The sequence below is a fragment of the Pedobacter cryoconitis genome, from assembly GCF_001590605.1.
GTDB lineage: Bacteria > Bacteroidota > Bacteroidia > Sphingobacteriales > Sphingobacteriaceae > Pedobacter > Pedobacter cryoconitis_A.
Genome location: NZ_CP014504.1, coordinates 4,333,497 through 4,349,323 on the forward strand (window position 1 = coordinate 4,333,497; position 15,827 = coordinate 4,349,323).

The following is a 15,827-nucleotide window of genomic DNA, read 5'->3' on the forward strand; positions in this document are numbered from 1 at the left end:
TTTTAAGGAGTTGAGGATCGAATTTGCAAATTGGAATTAACGAAGGAAAAAATTGGGATTAACGGACGAAATGCCCGGAATTATCATCAGGGCATTTCGTTTTTTATTGTTTAGTAATCGTATAAGTATAGCTACCCGGCACACTCAGGTTCAAAGTGATCTTGTAATTGCCCGCAAGAGCTACAGGAATGTTATCACCTCCATATTCTAAATGGCCATCGGCAGGTTTATTATCGCCGAAATTAATCGTGTAGCTACCATTCGCTCTGAACTTAAGCTCACCAGCTGATAATACTTTAGTCACTGTCCAGACCTTGTTGGCGGCATCGTAAGTCATCGGGGTTTCATTGTCCCATGATCCGGTTGCATCACCAATAACTGCCCAGACCGTTTTAGTAGCTGTCCAGGTTAATTCTTTTGTATCCGCTTTTAGCAAATAATAACCAGCACCTGGAACTTTAAGGTTATCACCCGACCCGGCGATAAACGTACCAGGACTTAGCGTACCATAATTGATATGGTTGAAATCAGGAGCAGAAGTAAATTTAAACTCATTACTGGCATCCGGCAAATTGATATAACCTTCATATTGCTGATCTTCTTTAACCGAAGCAATTGTTACTGCAGTTGCACCTGACCAGTTGGAATAGGCACCAATCACATACAATACCGGGGTCAGTTTGATAACCTGGTATGGCGTAACTACAATCGGAGTGACATTAGAATAAGCAGGCGCATAAGCATCACCGATACTTGCTTTAACCCTGATTTCAAGTTGACCAGCAACATCAGGCTTGAAGCCTAATTGAACTAATATATTATTCAATTCTAAAACTGTAAATGTTTTGGTCAAACCTTGCGCCAAAGCAACCTCTACAGGTTTCGCGAATTTTTTCCCTGCACTATCCAGCTGTACCGCATAAGATACGCCTGCACTGTAACCAAATGAAGAGGCGGTCCAGTTCAATACTGTTGCTGGTTGTGCAGAATTAGCCACAGCTAAAACCAGGTTATTTTGTGAAGACGTTAAAACTGGTATAGTACCGGTACTGGCAACAGTTTTAGTTTCATCCTTTTTACATGACACAAACAATAGCAGAAACAAACTATAGGCCATGCTTTTTATGAATAATGATCTCATCTCTATAATAGATTTTAAATTAATAACCAGGATTTTGAGTCAGATTAGGATTGGAGATTAAATCTGCCGATGGCAATGGGAAAATACTCCGTGTAGCTTCTGTACCACGTCCAGCTTTAACACCACCTTTATACGGCCATAGATAAGAAGCATCAGTAAATTTGCCAAAACGTACCAGATCTGTACGTCTGTAACCTTCCCAGAAGAATTCTTTAGCTCTTTCAGCTAAAACACCATCTAAAGTCAAGGAAGTTACATTTCCTGAATCATTGCCATAAGCACGTTGACGCAGCAGATTAACATAAGTAACAGCCTGACTCAATGAACCACTACCACCACGCAAAACAGCTTCAGCGTAATTCAAATAAGCTTCAGGTAAACGGAATAAAGGGAAATCTACAGAACAGAAGGTACCATTGTTTGAAGGTGCAGTAACATTTGCCCTGGTTACATTTCTGAATTTCACCGCACGTAAACCGTCTGTAAACACACCTACGTCATCATTTGTAGCTTTATCTCCAAAGAACATTGCTCTGGAATCCGGATTAGAGGTGAAAGCACCATTAATACCGAAAATAGCAGGCAGCGTTGAGCGCGTACGAATACCACCCCAGCCACCGCTGGGAACACCAAAAAGAGCAGGGTTCATATCACCGTTGATAGAAGCATTAGTCAGGAAAGTTGTCCCTCCAAAATTCTGAGTCAGCAAACCATCATAGTTGATAGACAGGATCACTTCAGGATTATTCAGGTTATTATCAGCAAGAAAAAGATTTTTGTAAACAGGGTTTAATGAATAACCAGCTCCGATTACTTTACTCGCATAAGCAGCTGCCTCAGTATTTTTAGCTGTACCTGTATAAACCGAAGCATTCAGATATACGCGGGACAGTAACATCTGGTCTGCTCCTTTGGTTACTCTTCCATAATCATTCGTACCTGGTAATTCTGATTCTATCGCTAACAACTCACTTTCCACATATTTAAATAAGTCAGCACGTTTGATTTGCTGAGGGGCTACTTTACCAATCTCATTTGCTTCTGTAATAAATGGAGGATTACCATATAAATCCATCAGTACCCAGTATTGGTAAGCCCGTAAAAATCTGGCCTCTGCTCTGTAAGCTGTAATATTTGTAGCAGCTGTTCCTGTGATATTGCGGGAAGCCAATTTATCAGGCGTACTTTCCCGTAAAAATTCATTGATCACAGTGATCTGGTATAAACTTCTTGTATATAAACCACGCAGGATTACGTTATCTGAAGTATAAGTCTGGAAATTTAAGTCATAAACTCCAGGATCGTTCCAAACACAGATACCCTCATCAGAAGTCAGCTCCTGGGCATTCCAGTATAAACGAATAAAATCTGAAGCCCCGGCATCGATACCACCAAGATCGCTGCTTCCTGAACCACCGCCTCCTGTGGTCGCAAAACTACCGTAGATCTTGGCCAGAACCTGTTTGTAACCATCCGGAGTAGAATAAGCTACATCCGAAATGATGTCATTAGTTGGCTTTAAGTTCAGGTCTTTTTTACAAGACGAGAAGGTGGCCAGTAATACGGCAGTTGCCGCAAATATTTTGAATAGATTTTTCATGCGTATGAAATTTTATTTTATCGGTGATGAACTATTAAAACCCTACGTTCAGACCTAAACTATAAGTTCTTGGTCTTGGATATAAATTATAATCTATACCAGTAGTGCTCTCCGGATCAATCCCTTTATACTTAGAGATTATAAATACATTCTGAACATTTGCTGTAATACGCAGATTTGCTTTTGAATTTGGTGACAAGCGGCCAAAATTATAAGCAAGACCAGCATTATCCATTTTCAGGAAAGAAGCATTGTGGATATAATAATCACTCAGGTATTGGTTATTTGAAAAATTCGTATCGAAAAATGTGCTGCTTGCATTATTAATTAATCCGCTAGGGCTCAATACATTTCTATTCACACCAAGATTAGAAGAAACATTATCGTAGATATAATTACCGATATTACCACGTAACACCGTACTCAATGTTAATTTTTTATAACTGAATGAAGTCGTGAAGCCTAAAATAAATTTAGGTGCAGGAGATTTGTAAAAATATCTGTCCTGATCATTCACTATGCCGTCGTTATTCAAATCAGCATATACACCTTCAACAGGTTTTCCCTGTGTATTATAAACCTGCTTGTAAACAAAGAAAGAACCAGGGTTGTAATTCGCAGCATTCCATTTCAGCGTAGTACCAGTTGCACCGGTAATATCTCCGGCACCAACTTTAAAGTTAGGGTCCGGGTTCAGGCTCAGGTTGGTTACTTTATTCTTATTGTAAGTAAAGTTAAAGCCCATATCCCACTTCACATCATCCGTTTTAATGATACCGACGTTTACACTGGCTTCAATACCTTTATTTTCCATGTTACCTACATTGGTTAACAATTGATTGCTAAAGTTCGTTCCAACTGCAATAGGTACAAGACTTAATAAATCTTTAGTTTTTTTGTAGTATACATCTACACTACCATAAACCCTTCCACCAAATAATCCATAATCAATCCCTGCGTTATAAGTTGTAGACGTTTCCCATTTCAGGTCTTTATCATACTGTATTGGGGTAAACATATGGTAAAACTGATTTCCGATCTGGTACTGTGCTTCATTCACACTTGTGTAATAATTAGGCAGATAAGTATAATTACCAAAACCATCCTGCTGCCCCGTAACACCGTAACTTAAACGCACTTTCAAATCAGAAAAGACTTTACTGTCTTTCAGGAATGATTCATCGATTGCTCTCCAGGTAAATCCTGCTGATGGAAAATAGCCCCATCTTCCAGCTTCACTAAATTTCGAAGACCCATCAGCACGCATGGTTCCTGATAAGATATACTTATCAGCAAAAGTGTATACTAAACGTCCATAATAGGATAACAATCGATTTTGCTGTCTATCAAAAGGAAACACTGGTACTTTTTGTACATTGCCAACTGCATTATAGTCAGTAAAATTATAAGTCGTAGTTGAGTTCTCATAGAAGCCATACCCAGCAGTTGCATTAATATTACTTCTGATGTCTTTCAAATCTTTAACGTAGCTAAAGAAAGCTTCAGCCACTTTGTTATGCTGAACTGCCTCATATTGTGTCGCCGTTCCTAAAGTTGCATTACTTTGTGCAGCATAGGCAGGAACTCTTACCGTTCCGTATCCTTTAGAAACATCGTACCCACCATTTACATTGAAATGCAATTCAGGTAAGAAATGGAAAGAGTAGTCTAGTCTTAAATTACCGAAACTTCTGTCTGCTTTACCATTATTCTCTTTTTCTTCAATTAATCCCAGCGGATTCTTAGGTGCATTAGGATTCAATTGCCCTGTAGAGCCTATCCATTCATAATATCCACCATAGGCATTGTTTACATACACTGGTTGTGTAGGATCAAACGAAATTGCATTAGATACAGCATCTGTATTTGCAAAACGTGTTTCGCTTAATGATCCTTTTAAATTTAAATCAACTTTCAGATGGTTGTCAAAGAAAGTAGGATTCAACGTAATTCCCGCAGTAGCTCTTGTCATACGATCGGTACGCAATAAACCCTTCTGATCAAGGTAACCACCAGATATCCTGTAAGGGACTTTTTTAAAGCTTCCGGAAATACTTAAATTATTATCTGTAGTAAATGCATTGTTATAAATTACATTCTGCCAGTCTGTATTGGCTGTTCCCAACAAGGCTTTCTGAGCAGCAGTACCATTTGTATTTACATAATCACGAATCTGATCTGCACTTAATACGCTGACCTTCTTAGCTACAGTCGCATAAGAATTCACGGTACTGAAATCAATTGAAAGTTCTCCTGATTTACCTTTTTTAGTAGTGATCAGAATAACCCCGTTAGAAGCCCTTGATCCATATATCGCAGTTGCATTTGCATCCTTCAATACGGTAAAAGTTTCAATATCATTCGGATTAATTAAGCTTAAAGGATTACTTACACCAGCTATTACATTACCACTTAACGCACCTACGGTCATATTGTTACCAAAAGGAACACCGTCAATAACGATCAAAGGATCATTACTTGCAGTCAGAGACGCGCCACCACGAATACGGATCACACTTCCTGATCCTGGCTGCCCTCCATTGGAAACGATAGACACACCAGCAACTTTACCTGCAATCAACTGCTCAGGAGAAGTAATATTTCCTGCCTGGAAGTCTTTGGAGCTTACGGTAGTAATTGATCCTGTCAGATCTTTTTTCTGTGTAGTACCATACCCGATCACGACTACTTCATTTAAGTTCTGTGCATCTGGCTTAAGAGAGAAGTTTGCGACTGTATTTCCCTTTACCGTAACGTCAAGATCAAGGGAGCTGTAACCAATATAGCTTGCTGTTAAGGTAACCGGACCATTAGGTACACCAACGATTTTGAAGTTCCCGGCTGCATCCGTACTAGCGCTTCTGCCCTGGCCTTTCACCAGTACCGAAGCTCCCGGAAGTCCAAGACCGGTTTCATCAATAATTTTACCAGTTATTGCACCGGTCTGTGCTTGTACTGCCAATGCTGAGATGGTTAAAACCAATAGCAGACAGTACCTCATCACGTAAAATACTTTCATATTTAATAACTTATTTAGGTTATATATTTGGATAATATAGACTGTGTATCACACACATCGTAAATTTACATTTGAGGATCATATTTCAAAATTTAATATCAAATAATTTTTTAACACAATATTTAATATCACAAAAAGGCAAAAACGCCTTAATAAATTCTACGTGTTTTTTCAATGCCACACTGCTATATGACTGTTCAAAAAACTGTAAATCAATAATTTAGATCAAATTTACACCCAATAAAAGTGTTTTTTTTACACTAAGTCTTTTTCAGACAGATTTCCGGGAACGATACCGGGAACGTTCCCGAAGAAAGAGAAGCTTATTAACAATAGCGACAGGAAAAAAAACTTAAATTCTGCGTATTTCAGGAGAACCCGGAAAATTTATGCTTAAAAAGCCTCGATTTAGTAACTGGAATTTAACGTTTTTTTAACGTCATCACAGCGGTAGAATTCCGCTTCATTAACTTAGAGTCAAGTACAATTTTTTCATTGACATTTACCGACTCCGGATGTTCCAGCATCTTGAATAAAAGCGAAGCTGCCTCCATCCCAATCGCTGTCGCTGGCTGAGTTACCGTCGTTAGGGACGGGTTTAAAAGCGGTGCAATTTCCAGGCTTGAAAAGCCTACAACCTTCACCTGATCGGGTATAGTAATTTCCAGATCATGACAAGCATAATAGGTGGCAAATGCCAAACGTTCAACCGAAGTAAAGACCCCATCGGGCTTTAGCTTTTTGAACATATCTTTCAGAATTACATTATTCCGTTTATAACTATTTGTACAATCCACAATGAGCCGGTCATCAAAAGGGATGTTATATTTTTCCAGTGCATCCAGATAACCCTGCATCCTGGTTTTACCAATGGACAAATTCTTATTGATAACCAGACATGCAATACGTTTACATCCCTGCTTAATCAAATGCTGAACGGCAGAAAAGCTACTATCATAATCATTGGTAATCACTCTTGGCGTAATAATATCCTCATAAACCCTATCAAAGAAAACCAGCGGTAACCTCTGCTGATTCAGCTCATTCAGGTAATTATGATCATTCGCCTCTCCCGATACCGACATAATAATCCCATCCGCACGTCCATTGTGTAAATGCCTGATAAAAGAAACTTCTTTCTCATAATCATCATCCGTTGCATAAATGAGGATATGGTATCCCCTGGCTCTGGCTACCCCTTCAATCCCATGAATTACTTGTGAAAAGAAATGATTGGCCAGCTCGGGTACAATAACTGCAATAGTTTTACTGCGCTGCTCCCTTAAATTACTCGCATAATGATTCGGCTGATAATTCAGCGCTTTGGCCGCAGCCAGAATCTTATCCTTAGTTTCCTTGCTAATATCACTATTATCCCGAAAGGCCCTGGATACAGTTGAAGTCGATAAATTAAGCGCTTTCGCCAGTTCTTTTATATTGATATTACGCATCTACGCCTCTGCAATTATTTTTTACAAGGTAAATATAACCGAAAATCGTTAACCTCTCCTAATTTAAATAGAGTTCCCCTTCCTGAGCCCTTTCTTTTTTAGAAGACAGAGCCCCAGTCCATTAGCTAACGATATAGCAGCCACAAATCAACCGAAAATAAGCCGAAAAAGAGCACAGAAACTCCCACTGTAACCCATTGACGATCAATGCACTAGGCCTACCTTGTTCAGACGTCATTCGGAGAGCTTTCACAGGCCCTAAACTTCATACCCAATCGCTATCGAACAACAACCAAACTTAAGGTGAATTATTTTTTTAAATAAAAAATAATTACTATACTATTACTTAATATTTACGTATATTGTTGAAACTAACCAGACAAGATTATGGTAATTTTACAGGAAGGATCTTTATTAGCAGGTATCAGAGGAAGAATAGGAAACATTGTGATCTATCAATGGAAGAATAAGGTATGTGCCCGCACATTACCTGCAAAGCCCCATAAAAAGAAGGTCAGAACGATTCCTCAGCAGGCACAAAATGGTAAAATGAAGGTATTGACTCCTTTTTTAAAAAATGTAAAGCCATTCCTGAGAACAGGATTTAAACATATAGCACAAGAACGGAACATTACTGCAAACAATGCCGCCAAATCTGTTAATCTGTTGCATGCGGTTAAGGGGGAATTCCCTAATCAGGAAATGAACTGGGATACTGTGTTAGTGGCAGACGGAGGGCTCCTTAAGCCCGAAAATGTAAAGGTTGTTCTAACCGAAAATGCCTTTAATTTCACTTGGGACGAGGATATTACAGCCACAGGCAATCCAAACGACAGAGCTATTATTTTATTGTATAACAAAAATTTCGGGCGTGTACATGCCAATTACAGCGGTGCACAAAGAGAGGAACTCAAACACACTTTTCCTATGAAACCCGGTTACATTAAGAATAACACTTATGAAGTATTCATCGCCTTTAAAGACATAATGAGCGATGAAGTTTCCAAAAGTGTGTATTGTGGGAGATTTACGAATTAAAAAATAGCCTATTTAGCGTCATCTATCGGTTCCCAAAGCTCAATCACGTTCCCTTCAGGATCGATTACATGGACAAATTTGCCATAATCATACTCCGCGATTTCATCAACAATCGTGACGTTCTCTTTTTTCAGTTCAGCTACCAGCTCAACGAGATTTTCCACCCTATAATTAATCATAAAGGGCTTGGTTGACGGATTGAAATATTTCGTATCCTGCGGAAACGTACTCCAGGTAGTCGAACCCTTTTTTGACGGATCATCAGCATCCCGCCACTCAAACGTTGTTCCGTATTCACCCGTAGCCAATCCCAGATTTTTGGCGTACCATTCATTCATCCCTTTCGGATCATCACATTTAAAAAATACCCCACCAAAGCCCGTTACTTTTTTCATAGCTAAGAATGTTTACGCTTAAAGAAATGATATAAAAATCAAAAAACTGTCTATTAAACTCCTTATAAACAACTTTCCATTAATTTCCATCTATTTCCGGACATTACCAAATCTATTTTTTTACCCCGCAATCCAGCAATAACTATCCCTACCTAACCATCCTGCAATAATTACCCCTACCTAACCATCCTGCAATAATTACCCCTACCTAACCCCACCCCAAATATGGAGATACCAGAAAAAAAACAATATACCAATGTGAGGACATTCGTTCCGAGCCCTCTTCGGGCGACGGCAATGTCGGCCAAACATTGGTATGTTGTTTTTTTTCGGAGGAACGACTTATTTATCCCACTTCCACTCCCCTGCAATCCTCAGCGGCTCCTCCAACTTATTCGCTCTCAAAAACCCCTTCAAATCCTCATCAGACTGCTTTCCAACCGGAAGGACCCCTGTATTAGCCAGCCCATAAGTTAACATTGCACTAAACCTTACCGTATTCTTTAAACCCTGCTCGTCCACTAACTTGAAACTATCCCCATCAGAATGATAAAACTGTCCGGAATGATTAGGCAGTTCCCCACCAGCACCACCACCCGTAGGAATCCCTTCTAACATAAACGGCTGATGATCACTATGCAACCACGCCCCAAAAACAAAAACATTCTTGAATCCTGTATCAATCTTTACAATCTCTTCACCCCAGCTTGTAAACAATCCCTTCATCTCTGCCCTGCTCGTTGCAAAACCCTTAGGATCGTTTGTCATATCATAATTCAGCATAAACTTCACCTTTCCTAAATCCCCCTTCTTCTCTGCCTGTGCGATATAAGCCTTAGAACCTAACAACCCCTGCTCTTCGCCCATAAACAAAATAAACTCTACAGTTCTTTTCGTTTTCAACTTCAGCGCCTTAAAAGACCTTGCCATATCCATCACTGCAAAAGAACCAATTCCATTATCGATTGCACCCGTAGCAAGATCCCAGCTATCCAGGTGCCCGCCAACTAAAATCTTTTCATCTGGTAAAGAATCACCCTTTAAAGTCGCAATTACATTTCTCGCTTTGATCATGCCCGAGAAATTCGTCATAGTCAAACTCGCAAACTGAGGTTTGGACTTCAACTCCTCCTTTAAACGCATTCCATCCTCCAGACCAATACAAACCGCAGGAATAGAAATCAACTTGCCAGTTACCGAAGCTGTTCCCGTCAATAACACTCCACCTTTAACACCGTTGATAATAATAATTCCAACAGCACCGTGGCTAATTGCAAGCGCCGTCTTCTCAGAACGGTGTAAAGAAGCAGTTCCCGCTGGCGATCCCGGTAATACCCCCAGATAAACCAAGGCAATCTTACCCTTCACTAAACCTGCATCTTTCGCATAATCACTCTCCAGACCATTACCCAAATCAACTAAACCTGCCGAAACAGCAGACTTAACCGGAGAATGTGCCAACGCTACAGAAGGAACAACTTTTAAAGAACCAGCCCCATTCCCTACTTTAGTCTCATTGCTGATCCTGCTCCAGCTCTCTACCTCGAAAGGCTGATAACGCACATCATATCCATAAGATTTAAATAAATTAAAAGCATATGCTTCTGCTTTGGCTCCATTTGCGGAACCAGTTAAACGGTGACCAATTGTTTCTGTAGCAGATTTCAAAGTGCCATAAGCCTTTGAATGTTCCTGTACATCCGCATTAATCTGACTAAAAGCTTTACCGAAATTATCCTGAGCATGTACAGAAACTGCAAGCCCGGCGAAAAAGAGAGAAAAAAGTATCTTCATGGAAATATATTTCGATTAAAATAAGCTTTTAATTAAAATATATCAGGACAAAAAGATACTGTATGGGAATTGTTACTTTTTACGCTCCGTAGTATAACGGACCAATTGTTCAAGGCCTGTTCTGGCTTCACTCTCTTCAAAAGTATATAAGATATCAAACGCTTCCTGCTGATACTGTGCCATTTTCTCATTGGCATAATGCACCCCCTGTTTCTCATTCACAAAATCAATGATCTGCTGTATTTTAGCAGGCTCATCATTGTGATTTTTTACCAGGTTGATCATTTTCTTTTTCTCCGTCTTATCCGCACGGTTTAAAGCATAAATTAAAGGGAGCGTAACTTTCTTTTCCTTAATATCTATCCCTAAAGGCTTACCCACATCGTCCGTTCCGAAGTCAAACGTATCATCCTTGATCTGGAAAGCAATACCGACCTTCTCTCCGAATAAACGCATTTTTTCGATCGTCTCATCGTCTGCACCAGCCGAAGCAGCACCACAAGCACAACAAGATGCAATCAGTGAAGCTGTCTTCTGACGGATCACATCAAAATAAAGCTCTTCCCCGATGTCCATTCTCCGCACTTTCTCAATCTGTAATAATTCACCCTCACTCATTTGCTTAACCGCTTCAGAAACGATTTGCAAAAGACGGAACTCATTGTTATTCACAGAAAGCAAAAGCCCTTTGGCCAGCAAATAATCACCAACCAAAACAGCAATCTTATTTTTCCATAAAGCATTGATAGAAAAGAAGCCCCTGCGCTCGTAAGCATTATCAACTACATCATCATGGACAAGCGTCGCAGTGTGTAATAATTCAACCAGGGCAGCACCACGATGTGTCGACTCAATAATCCCTCCGCAAAGTTTAGCGGCAAAGAAAACAAACATAGGTCTGATCTGCTTACCTTTTCTCTTGACGATATAGTGAGTGATCCTATCTAATAATGGAGCATCACTGTGCATGGAGGCCTTGAATTTTTCTTCAAAGACTGCTATATCTGCGGCTATGGGTTTCTTAATCTGATTTATTCCCGGCATTCAGGTTTGAAAATATTTGCAAACTTAACTAAATTCAGTTAATTCTGCTTGAATGAAATTTTAAAATTGAATTAATACGTTTAATGTCTTAAAGCAATGTGCTGAAAGATCTGTTCTGCATGAACCCTGGAATTCTCAATAAACCATTTATGCGTATCCATACCCCCGCAAACTACTCCTGCAAGGTATAAACCCGGCAAATTCGTTTCCATCGTTTCAGGATTATAAGCCGGAGCAGTACCGTATTCACCATCCAGCTTTACACCTAGTTTTTTCAGCATTCCAAAATCAGGCTGGTAACCAGTCATCGCAATCACCCAATCATTCTCCACCGTAATCGTTTCTTCAGGAGTTTTAATAGTCACACTATCTTCAGTAATCGCAAGCACTTCTGAATTGAAATAAGCTTTGATTTCTCCTTCTTTAATCCTGTTTTCGATATCCGGGCGCACCCAGTATTTCACATAAGAGCCGATTTCAGCACCACGGATAACCAAAGTAACCTTTGCGCCTTTCCGGTAAGTTTCCAATGCGGCATCAATACCAGAATTATTTGCACCGATAACTACAACATTCTGAAAAGCGTATAAATGGGGATCTTTATAGTAATGTGCAACCTTAGGCAGATTCTCACCTGGAATATCCATCAAAAGAGGCACATCATAAAAACCTGTCGAAATAATCACATTTTTGGCCCGGTAAGCTCTTTTAGAGGTCTGAACCTCAAATTCACCATTTCCAATTTTACGCACTCCCTCTACCTTTTCAAAAAGATTGATTTGCAAATCAAATTTCTCTGCCACCCGGCGATAATATTCAACCGCTTCGTTCCGGTTTGGCTTAGGGTTGATGCTTACAAATGGCACTTCTCCAATCTCCAGCTTTTGAGAAGTAGAGAAAAAGGTCATAAAAACAGGGTAGTTGTACAGGCTGTTCACCAGTGCACCCTTTTCTACAATAATATATTTAAGTCCCGCCTTTTGGGCTGCTATCCCACAAGCCATCCCAATCGGGCCGGCACCAATGATCAGCACATCATATTCTTCCATCAACAAATCAGGATTTAAGTTCTTTAGCTGGCGCAGAATTATCTGTGCGTTTCAGCCCCGTTGAACGGATTGCAGCATAACCGCCTTTGATATCTACTACGTTCTCTACACCTCTTGCTTTAAGGATGGAAGCAGCGATCATTGACCGGTAACCTCCTGCACAGTGGATATAATAAGTTTCCGAAGGATTGATCTCATTTGTCCAGTCATTGATATAGTCCAGAGGACGGGTCAGCGTGCATTCCAAATGTCCGGCTTCATATTCTCCGGGCTTACGGACATCGAGTACTTTTAAATCCGGATGTGTATGCATCATCTCTTCAAATTCAGCAACAGATACCGAGCCAATAGTCTCTACATCTTTACCCGCAGCAACCCAGGCAGCAATTCCGCCTTCGAGAAAACCAATAGTATGGTCGTAACCCACTCTTGCCAAACGGGTAATAGCCTCTTCCGCTTTTCCTTTTTCTACGATGAGTAATAGCGGTTGCTTCAAATCAGTAATCAATGCGCCTACCCAGGGGGCAAACTGCCCGTTCAGCCCGATATTAATTGAAGATGGGATGAAAGCACTGGCAAAATCCTGCGGATCTCTGGTGTCCAGGATTAATGCACCCATATGATTTACCGTAGCTTCAAATTCTTCTGGCTCCATCGGGATCAATCCCTTTTCCTTAACCTGAGCAAAACTTTCGTAACCATTTTTATTGATAGCTGCGTTCTTCGCAAAATATTGTGGCGGAGGTAAAGTACCTTCCGTTACTTGTTGAATGAAATCATCGCGGTCAGCAGTTTTAAGTGCATAATTAACTTCTTTCTGATGTCCTAAAGTATCAAACGTTTCTTTACTCATATGTTTACCACAGGCAGAACCGGCACCATGAGCCGGATAAACCAGTACGTCATCCGGTAAAGAAAGAATTTTCGCTTGTAGGGAATCATATAAGATGCCAGCCATTTCCTCTGCTGTCTGTGCCCCTTTTTGTACCAGGTCCGGTCTGCCAACATCACCAATAAACAGCGTATCACCTGTAAAAATACAGTAAGGCTTGCCGTCTTTATCACTTAACAAATAAGTAGTAGATTCAGGCGTATGGCCTGGTGTGTGTAAAGTCGTGATCGTTAAATCCCCGATTTTAAATGTTTCCCCGTCCTTAGCGATATGGGAGTCAAAAGTTGTTTGTGCAGTAGGCCCGTAAATAATTTTCGCACCCGAATGCAGGGCAAGATCGACGTGCCCTGAAACGAAATCAGCATGAAAATGTGTTTCAAATATATATTTGATGGTCGCACCGGCCAACTTAGCTTTTTTAAGATAGGGTTGAACTTCCCTTAAAGGATCAATAATTGCCGCCTCACCATTGCTCTCAATATAATAAGCTGCCTCGGCCAGACAGCCTGTATAAATTTGCTCTATTTTCATCCAGAATATGTTTTTTATATTATGCTGTTAACTCACCGCGCAAAGATTGCTCCATTAGGCTTGCAATTTCAGTATTTGTAAGATTTTGACCCATCAAGTACATTAGTTTGGTTACGGTCGCCTCAAATGTCATATCAAAACCGCTGATAATACCCATTTGCTGTAGTTTTTTACTGGTTTCATACTTTCCAAGCTCCACTGACCCACCCTGACATTGTGAGATATCAACAATCAGTTTACCTTGGTCTATGGCAGCTTGCAAACTATCAATAAACCATTGTGCGGTTGTTGTATTACCAGATCCGAAGGTTTCCAGCACGATCGCATCTACTGAAGATGTCGTAATCGCCTGAACAGCTTGCGGGGTAATGCCAGGATATAATTTCAGCACCCCGATATTGGCATTGAAATTTGACTGCACCACTAATGGTTCTTGTGGAAGATCATGAATATAATTCGTATAAAAAGAAAGGCTCACTCCTGCTTCTGCCAGAATGTGATAGTTTGGAGACTGAAAAGCTTCGAATTTCTCTGAATTATATTTGATGGAACGATTTCCGCGGAACAATTGGTAATCGAAATAAATACAAACTTCAGGTACCATTGCTACCCCGTTATTTTTAGTGGCGACAATTTCAAGAGCAGTGATCAGGTTTTCCTTGGCATCTGTCCGGATTTCTCCAATAGGCAGCTGCGAACCGGTCAGCACGACTGGTTTCGACAGGTTTTTCAGCATAAAGCTCAGTGCAGAGGCCGTGTAAGCCATCGTATCAGAGCCATGCAATACAACAAATCCATCATAATCCGCATAGGTATCTTCAATAATCCTTGCCAGCTCCGCCCAGATAATAGGGTCCATATTGGAAGAATCCAGAATGGGATCAAAAGAGTGTACCGACAAATGATAGTTCAAACGGGCCAGTTCAGGTACATTCTGCTGGATTTGTTCGAAGTCAAAAGGAATTAATGAACCCGTCAGCGGGTTGTTGACCATACCGATAGTTCCACCTGTATAGATAATGAGAATTTTTGTCATGTAAAGCTAGACGTTAAATATTTTGATAGAATTAGCTGTAGTTACTTCTGCTACTTTTTCCACAGGGATATGATAAATGTCAGCAACTTTCTGTGCAATGTACACCAGGTAACTGCTTTCATTCGGTTTGCCTCTGTAAGGTACCGGTGCAAGGTATGGCGAATCGGTTTCCAGTACCAGGTGTTCCAGGTCAATATGCGAAAGCACTTCGTCCAGACCAGCCTTTTTATAGGTAACCACACCACCTATCCCTAAATAGAAACCTAATTCAATTGTTCTTTGTGCTTGTTCCAGGTTACCAGTAAAACAATGAAGAATCCCTCTCAGATCCTCTCCTTTTTCTGCTTCCAGTACTTCAAAGACTTCATCGAAAGCTTCCCGGCAATGAATCACAATCGGAAGCTTTAATGCCTTAGCCCATTTGATTTGTTCATAGAAAGCATCTTGCTGTATACCTAAGGTAGTTTTATCCCAGTAAAGGTCAATACCGATCTCGCCAATCGCGTAAATCTTTCTGCCTGCTATACTTTGATGAATTTCTTTCAATACTTCCTTGTATCCTTCTTTGACTTCGCAAGGATGCAGCCCTGCCATTGCAAAACAGTTATCAGGATACTTCCGCACCAGGTCATCGATCTTTGCGATGGAAGAGATATCAACATTAGGAAGGAATAAACGGTCTATATTATTTTCGAAACAGCGCTGAAAAAGCAGCGCCTGTTTTTCTTCCTCCGTTTCGTAATACAAATGTGTATGCGTATCGGTTAAAAACATAAAACAAAGTTAATAAAAAAACCCTGTCCGGATTACCGGACAGGGTTTATACGTTTGATTAAA

The 15,827-nt window shown here is 40.3% G+C and carries 12 protein-coding genes; 1 reads left to right on the plus strand and 11 read right to left on the minus strand.

What is annotated here, in order from left to right; translation table 11 throughout:
- Window positions 1-103: 103 nt before the first annotated feature.
- The 4 genes from AY601_RS18065 to AY601_RS18080 form a co-directional block, all read right to left on the minus strand.
- Window positions 104-1,141 carry a SusE domain-containing protein gene (locus tag AY601_RS18065; RefSeq protein ID WP_084359335.1) on the minus strand — a complete coding sequence of 346 codons (1,038 nt, stop codon included), beginning with the start codon at window positions 1,139-1,141 and terminating at the stop codon, window positions 104-106.
- Window positions 1,142-1,160: 19 nt separating this feature from the next.
- Window positions 1,161-2,741 carry a RagB/SusD family nutrient uptake outer membrane protein gene (locus tag AY601_RS18070; RefSeq protein ID WP_068403614.1) on the minus strand — a complete coding sequence of 527 codons (1,581 nt, stop codon included), beginning with the start codon at window positions 2,739-2,741 and terminating at the stop codon, window positions 1,161-1,163.
- Between the two features lie 34 nt (window positions 2,742-2,775).
- On the minus strand, window positions 2,776-5,760 hold the full coding sequence (locus tag AY601_RS18075) for a SusC/RagA family TonB-linked outer membrane protein (RefSeq protein ID WP_068403616.1): 2,985 nt from the start codon (window positions 5,758-5,760) through the stop codon (window positions 2,776-2,778).
- Window positions 5,761-6,182: 422 nt separating this feature from the next.
- Window positions 6,183-7,211 (minus strand): LacI family DNA-binding transcriptional regulator, encoded by a 1,029-nt coding sequence (locus AY601_RS18080; RefSeq protein ID WP_068403617.1) that lies wholly within the window; start codon window positions 7,209-7,211, stop codon window positions 6,183-6,185.
- Between the two features lie 387 nt (window positions 7,212-7,598).
- Here AY601_RS18080 and AY601_RS18085 point away from each other — a divergent pair, with 387 nt between their 5' ends.
- Entirely contained in the window at window positions 7,599-8,249 is a 651-nt protein-coding gene (locus AY601_RS18085; RefSeq protein WP_068403620.1) for a DUF6266 family protein, read from the plus strand.
- An 8-nt stretch (window positions 8,250-8,257) separates the two neighbouring features.
- On the opposite strand, the gene AY601_RS18090 is transcribed toward AY601_RS18085, so the two are convergent.
- The 7 genes from AY601_RS18090 to AY601_RS18120 form a co-directional block, all read right to left on the minus strand.
- Window positions 8,258-8,644 carry a VOC family protein gene (locus tag AY601_RS18090; protein WP_068403622.1) on the minus strand — a complete coding sequence of 129 codons (387 nt, stop codon included), beginning with the start codon at window positions 8,642-8,644 and terminating at the stop codon, window positions 8,258-8,260.
- 342 nt (window positions 8,645-8,986) lie between these two features.
- Window positions 8,987-10,438 carry a M20/M25/M40 family metallo-hydrolase gene (locus tag AY601_RS18095; RefSeq protein WP_068403624.1) on the minus strand — a complete coding sequence of 484 codons (1,452 nt, stop codon included), beginning with the start codon at window positions 10,436-10,438 and terminating at the stop codon, window positions 8,987-8,989.
- A gap of 72 nt (window positions 10,439-10,510) precedes the next feature.
- The gene (locus tag AY601_RS18100) at window positions 10,511-11,482 is read right to left on the minus strand and encodes a polyprenyl synthetase family protein (RefSeq protein WP_068403627.1); all 972 of its coding nucleotides are present in this window, start codon (window positions 11,480-11,482) and stop codon (window positions 10,511-10,513) included.
- Window positions 11,483-11,562: 80 nt separating this feature from the next.
- Window positions 11,563-12,531 (minus strand): YpdA family putative bacillithiol disulfide reductase, encoded by a 969-nt coding sequence (locus AY601_RS18105; RefSeq protein WP_068403629.1) that lies wholly within the window; start codon window positions 12,529-12,531, stop codon window positions 11,563-11,565.
- Between the two features lie 7 nt (window positions 12,532-12,538).
- Window positions 12,539-13,954, minus strand: coding sequence for an MBL fold metallo-hydrolase (locus AY601_RS18110; RefSeq protein ID WP_068403631.1), 1,416 nt, complete (start codon window positions 13,952-13,954; stop codon window positions 12,539-12,541).
- Window positions 13,955-13,973: 19 nt separating this feature from the next.
- Complete coding sequence (locus tag AY601_RS18115; protein WP_068403633.1) at window positions 13,974-14,990, minus strand: asparaginase; 1,017 nt, start codon at window positions 14,988-14,990, stop codon at window positions 13,974-13,976.
- Window positions 14,991-14,996: 6 nt separating this feature from the next.
- Window positions 14,997-15,764 (minus strand): TatD family hydrolase, encoded by a 768-nt coding sequence (locus AY601_RS18120; RefSeq protein WP_068403635.1) that lies wholly within the window; start codon window positions 15,762-15,764, stop codon window positions 14,997-14,999.
- Window positions 15,765-15,827: the final 63 nt, after the last annotated feature.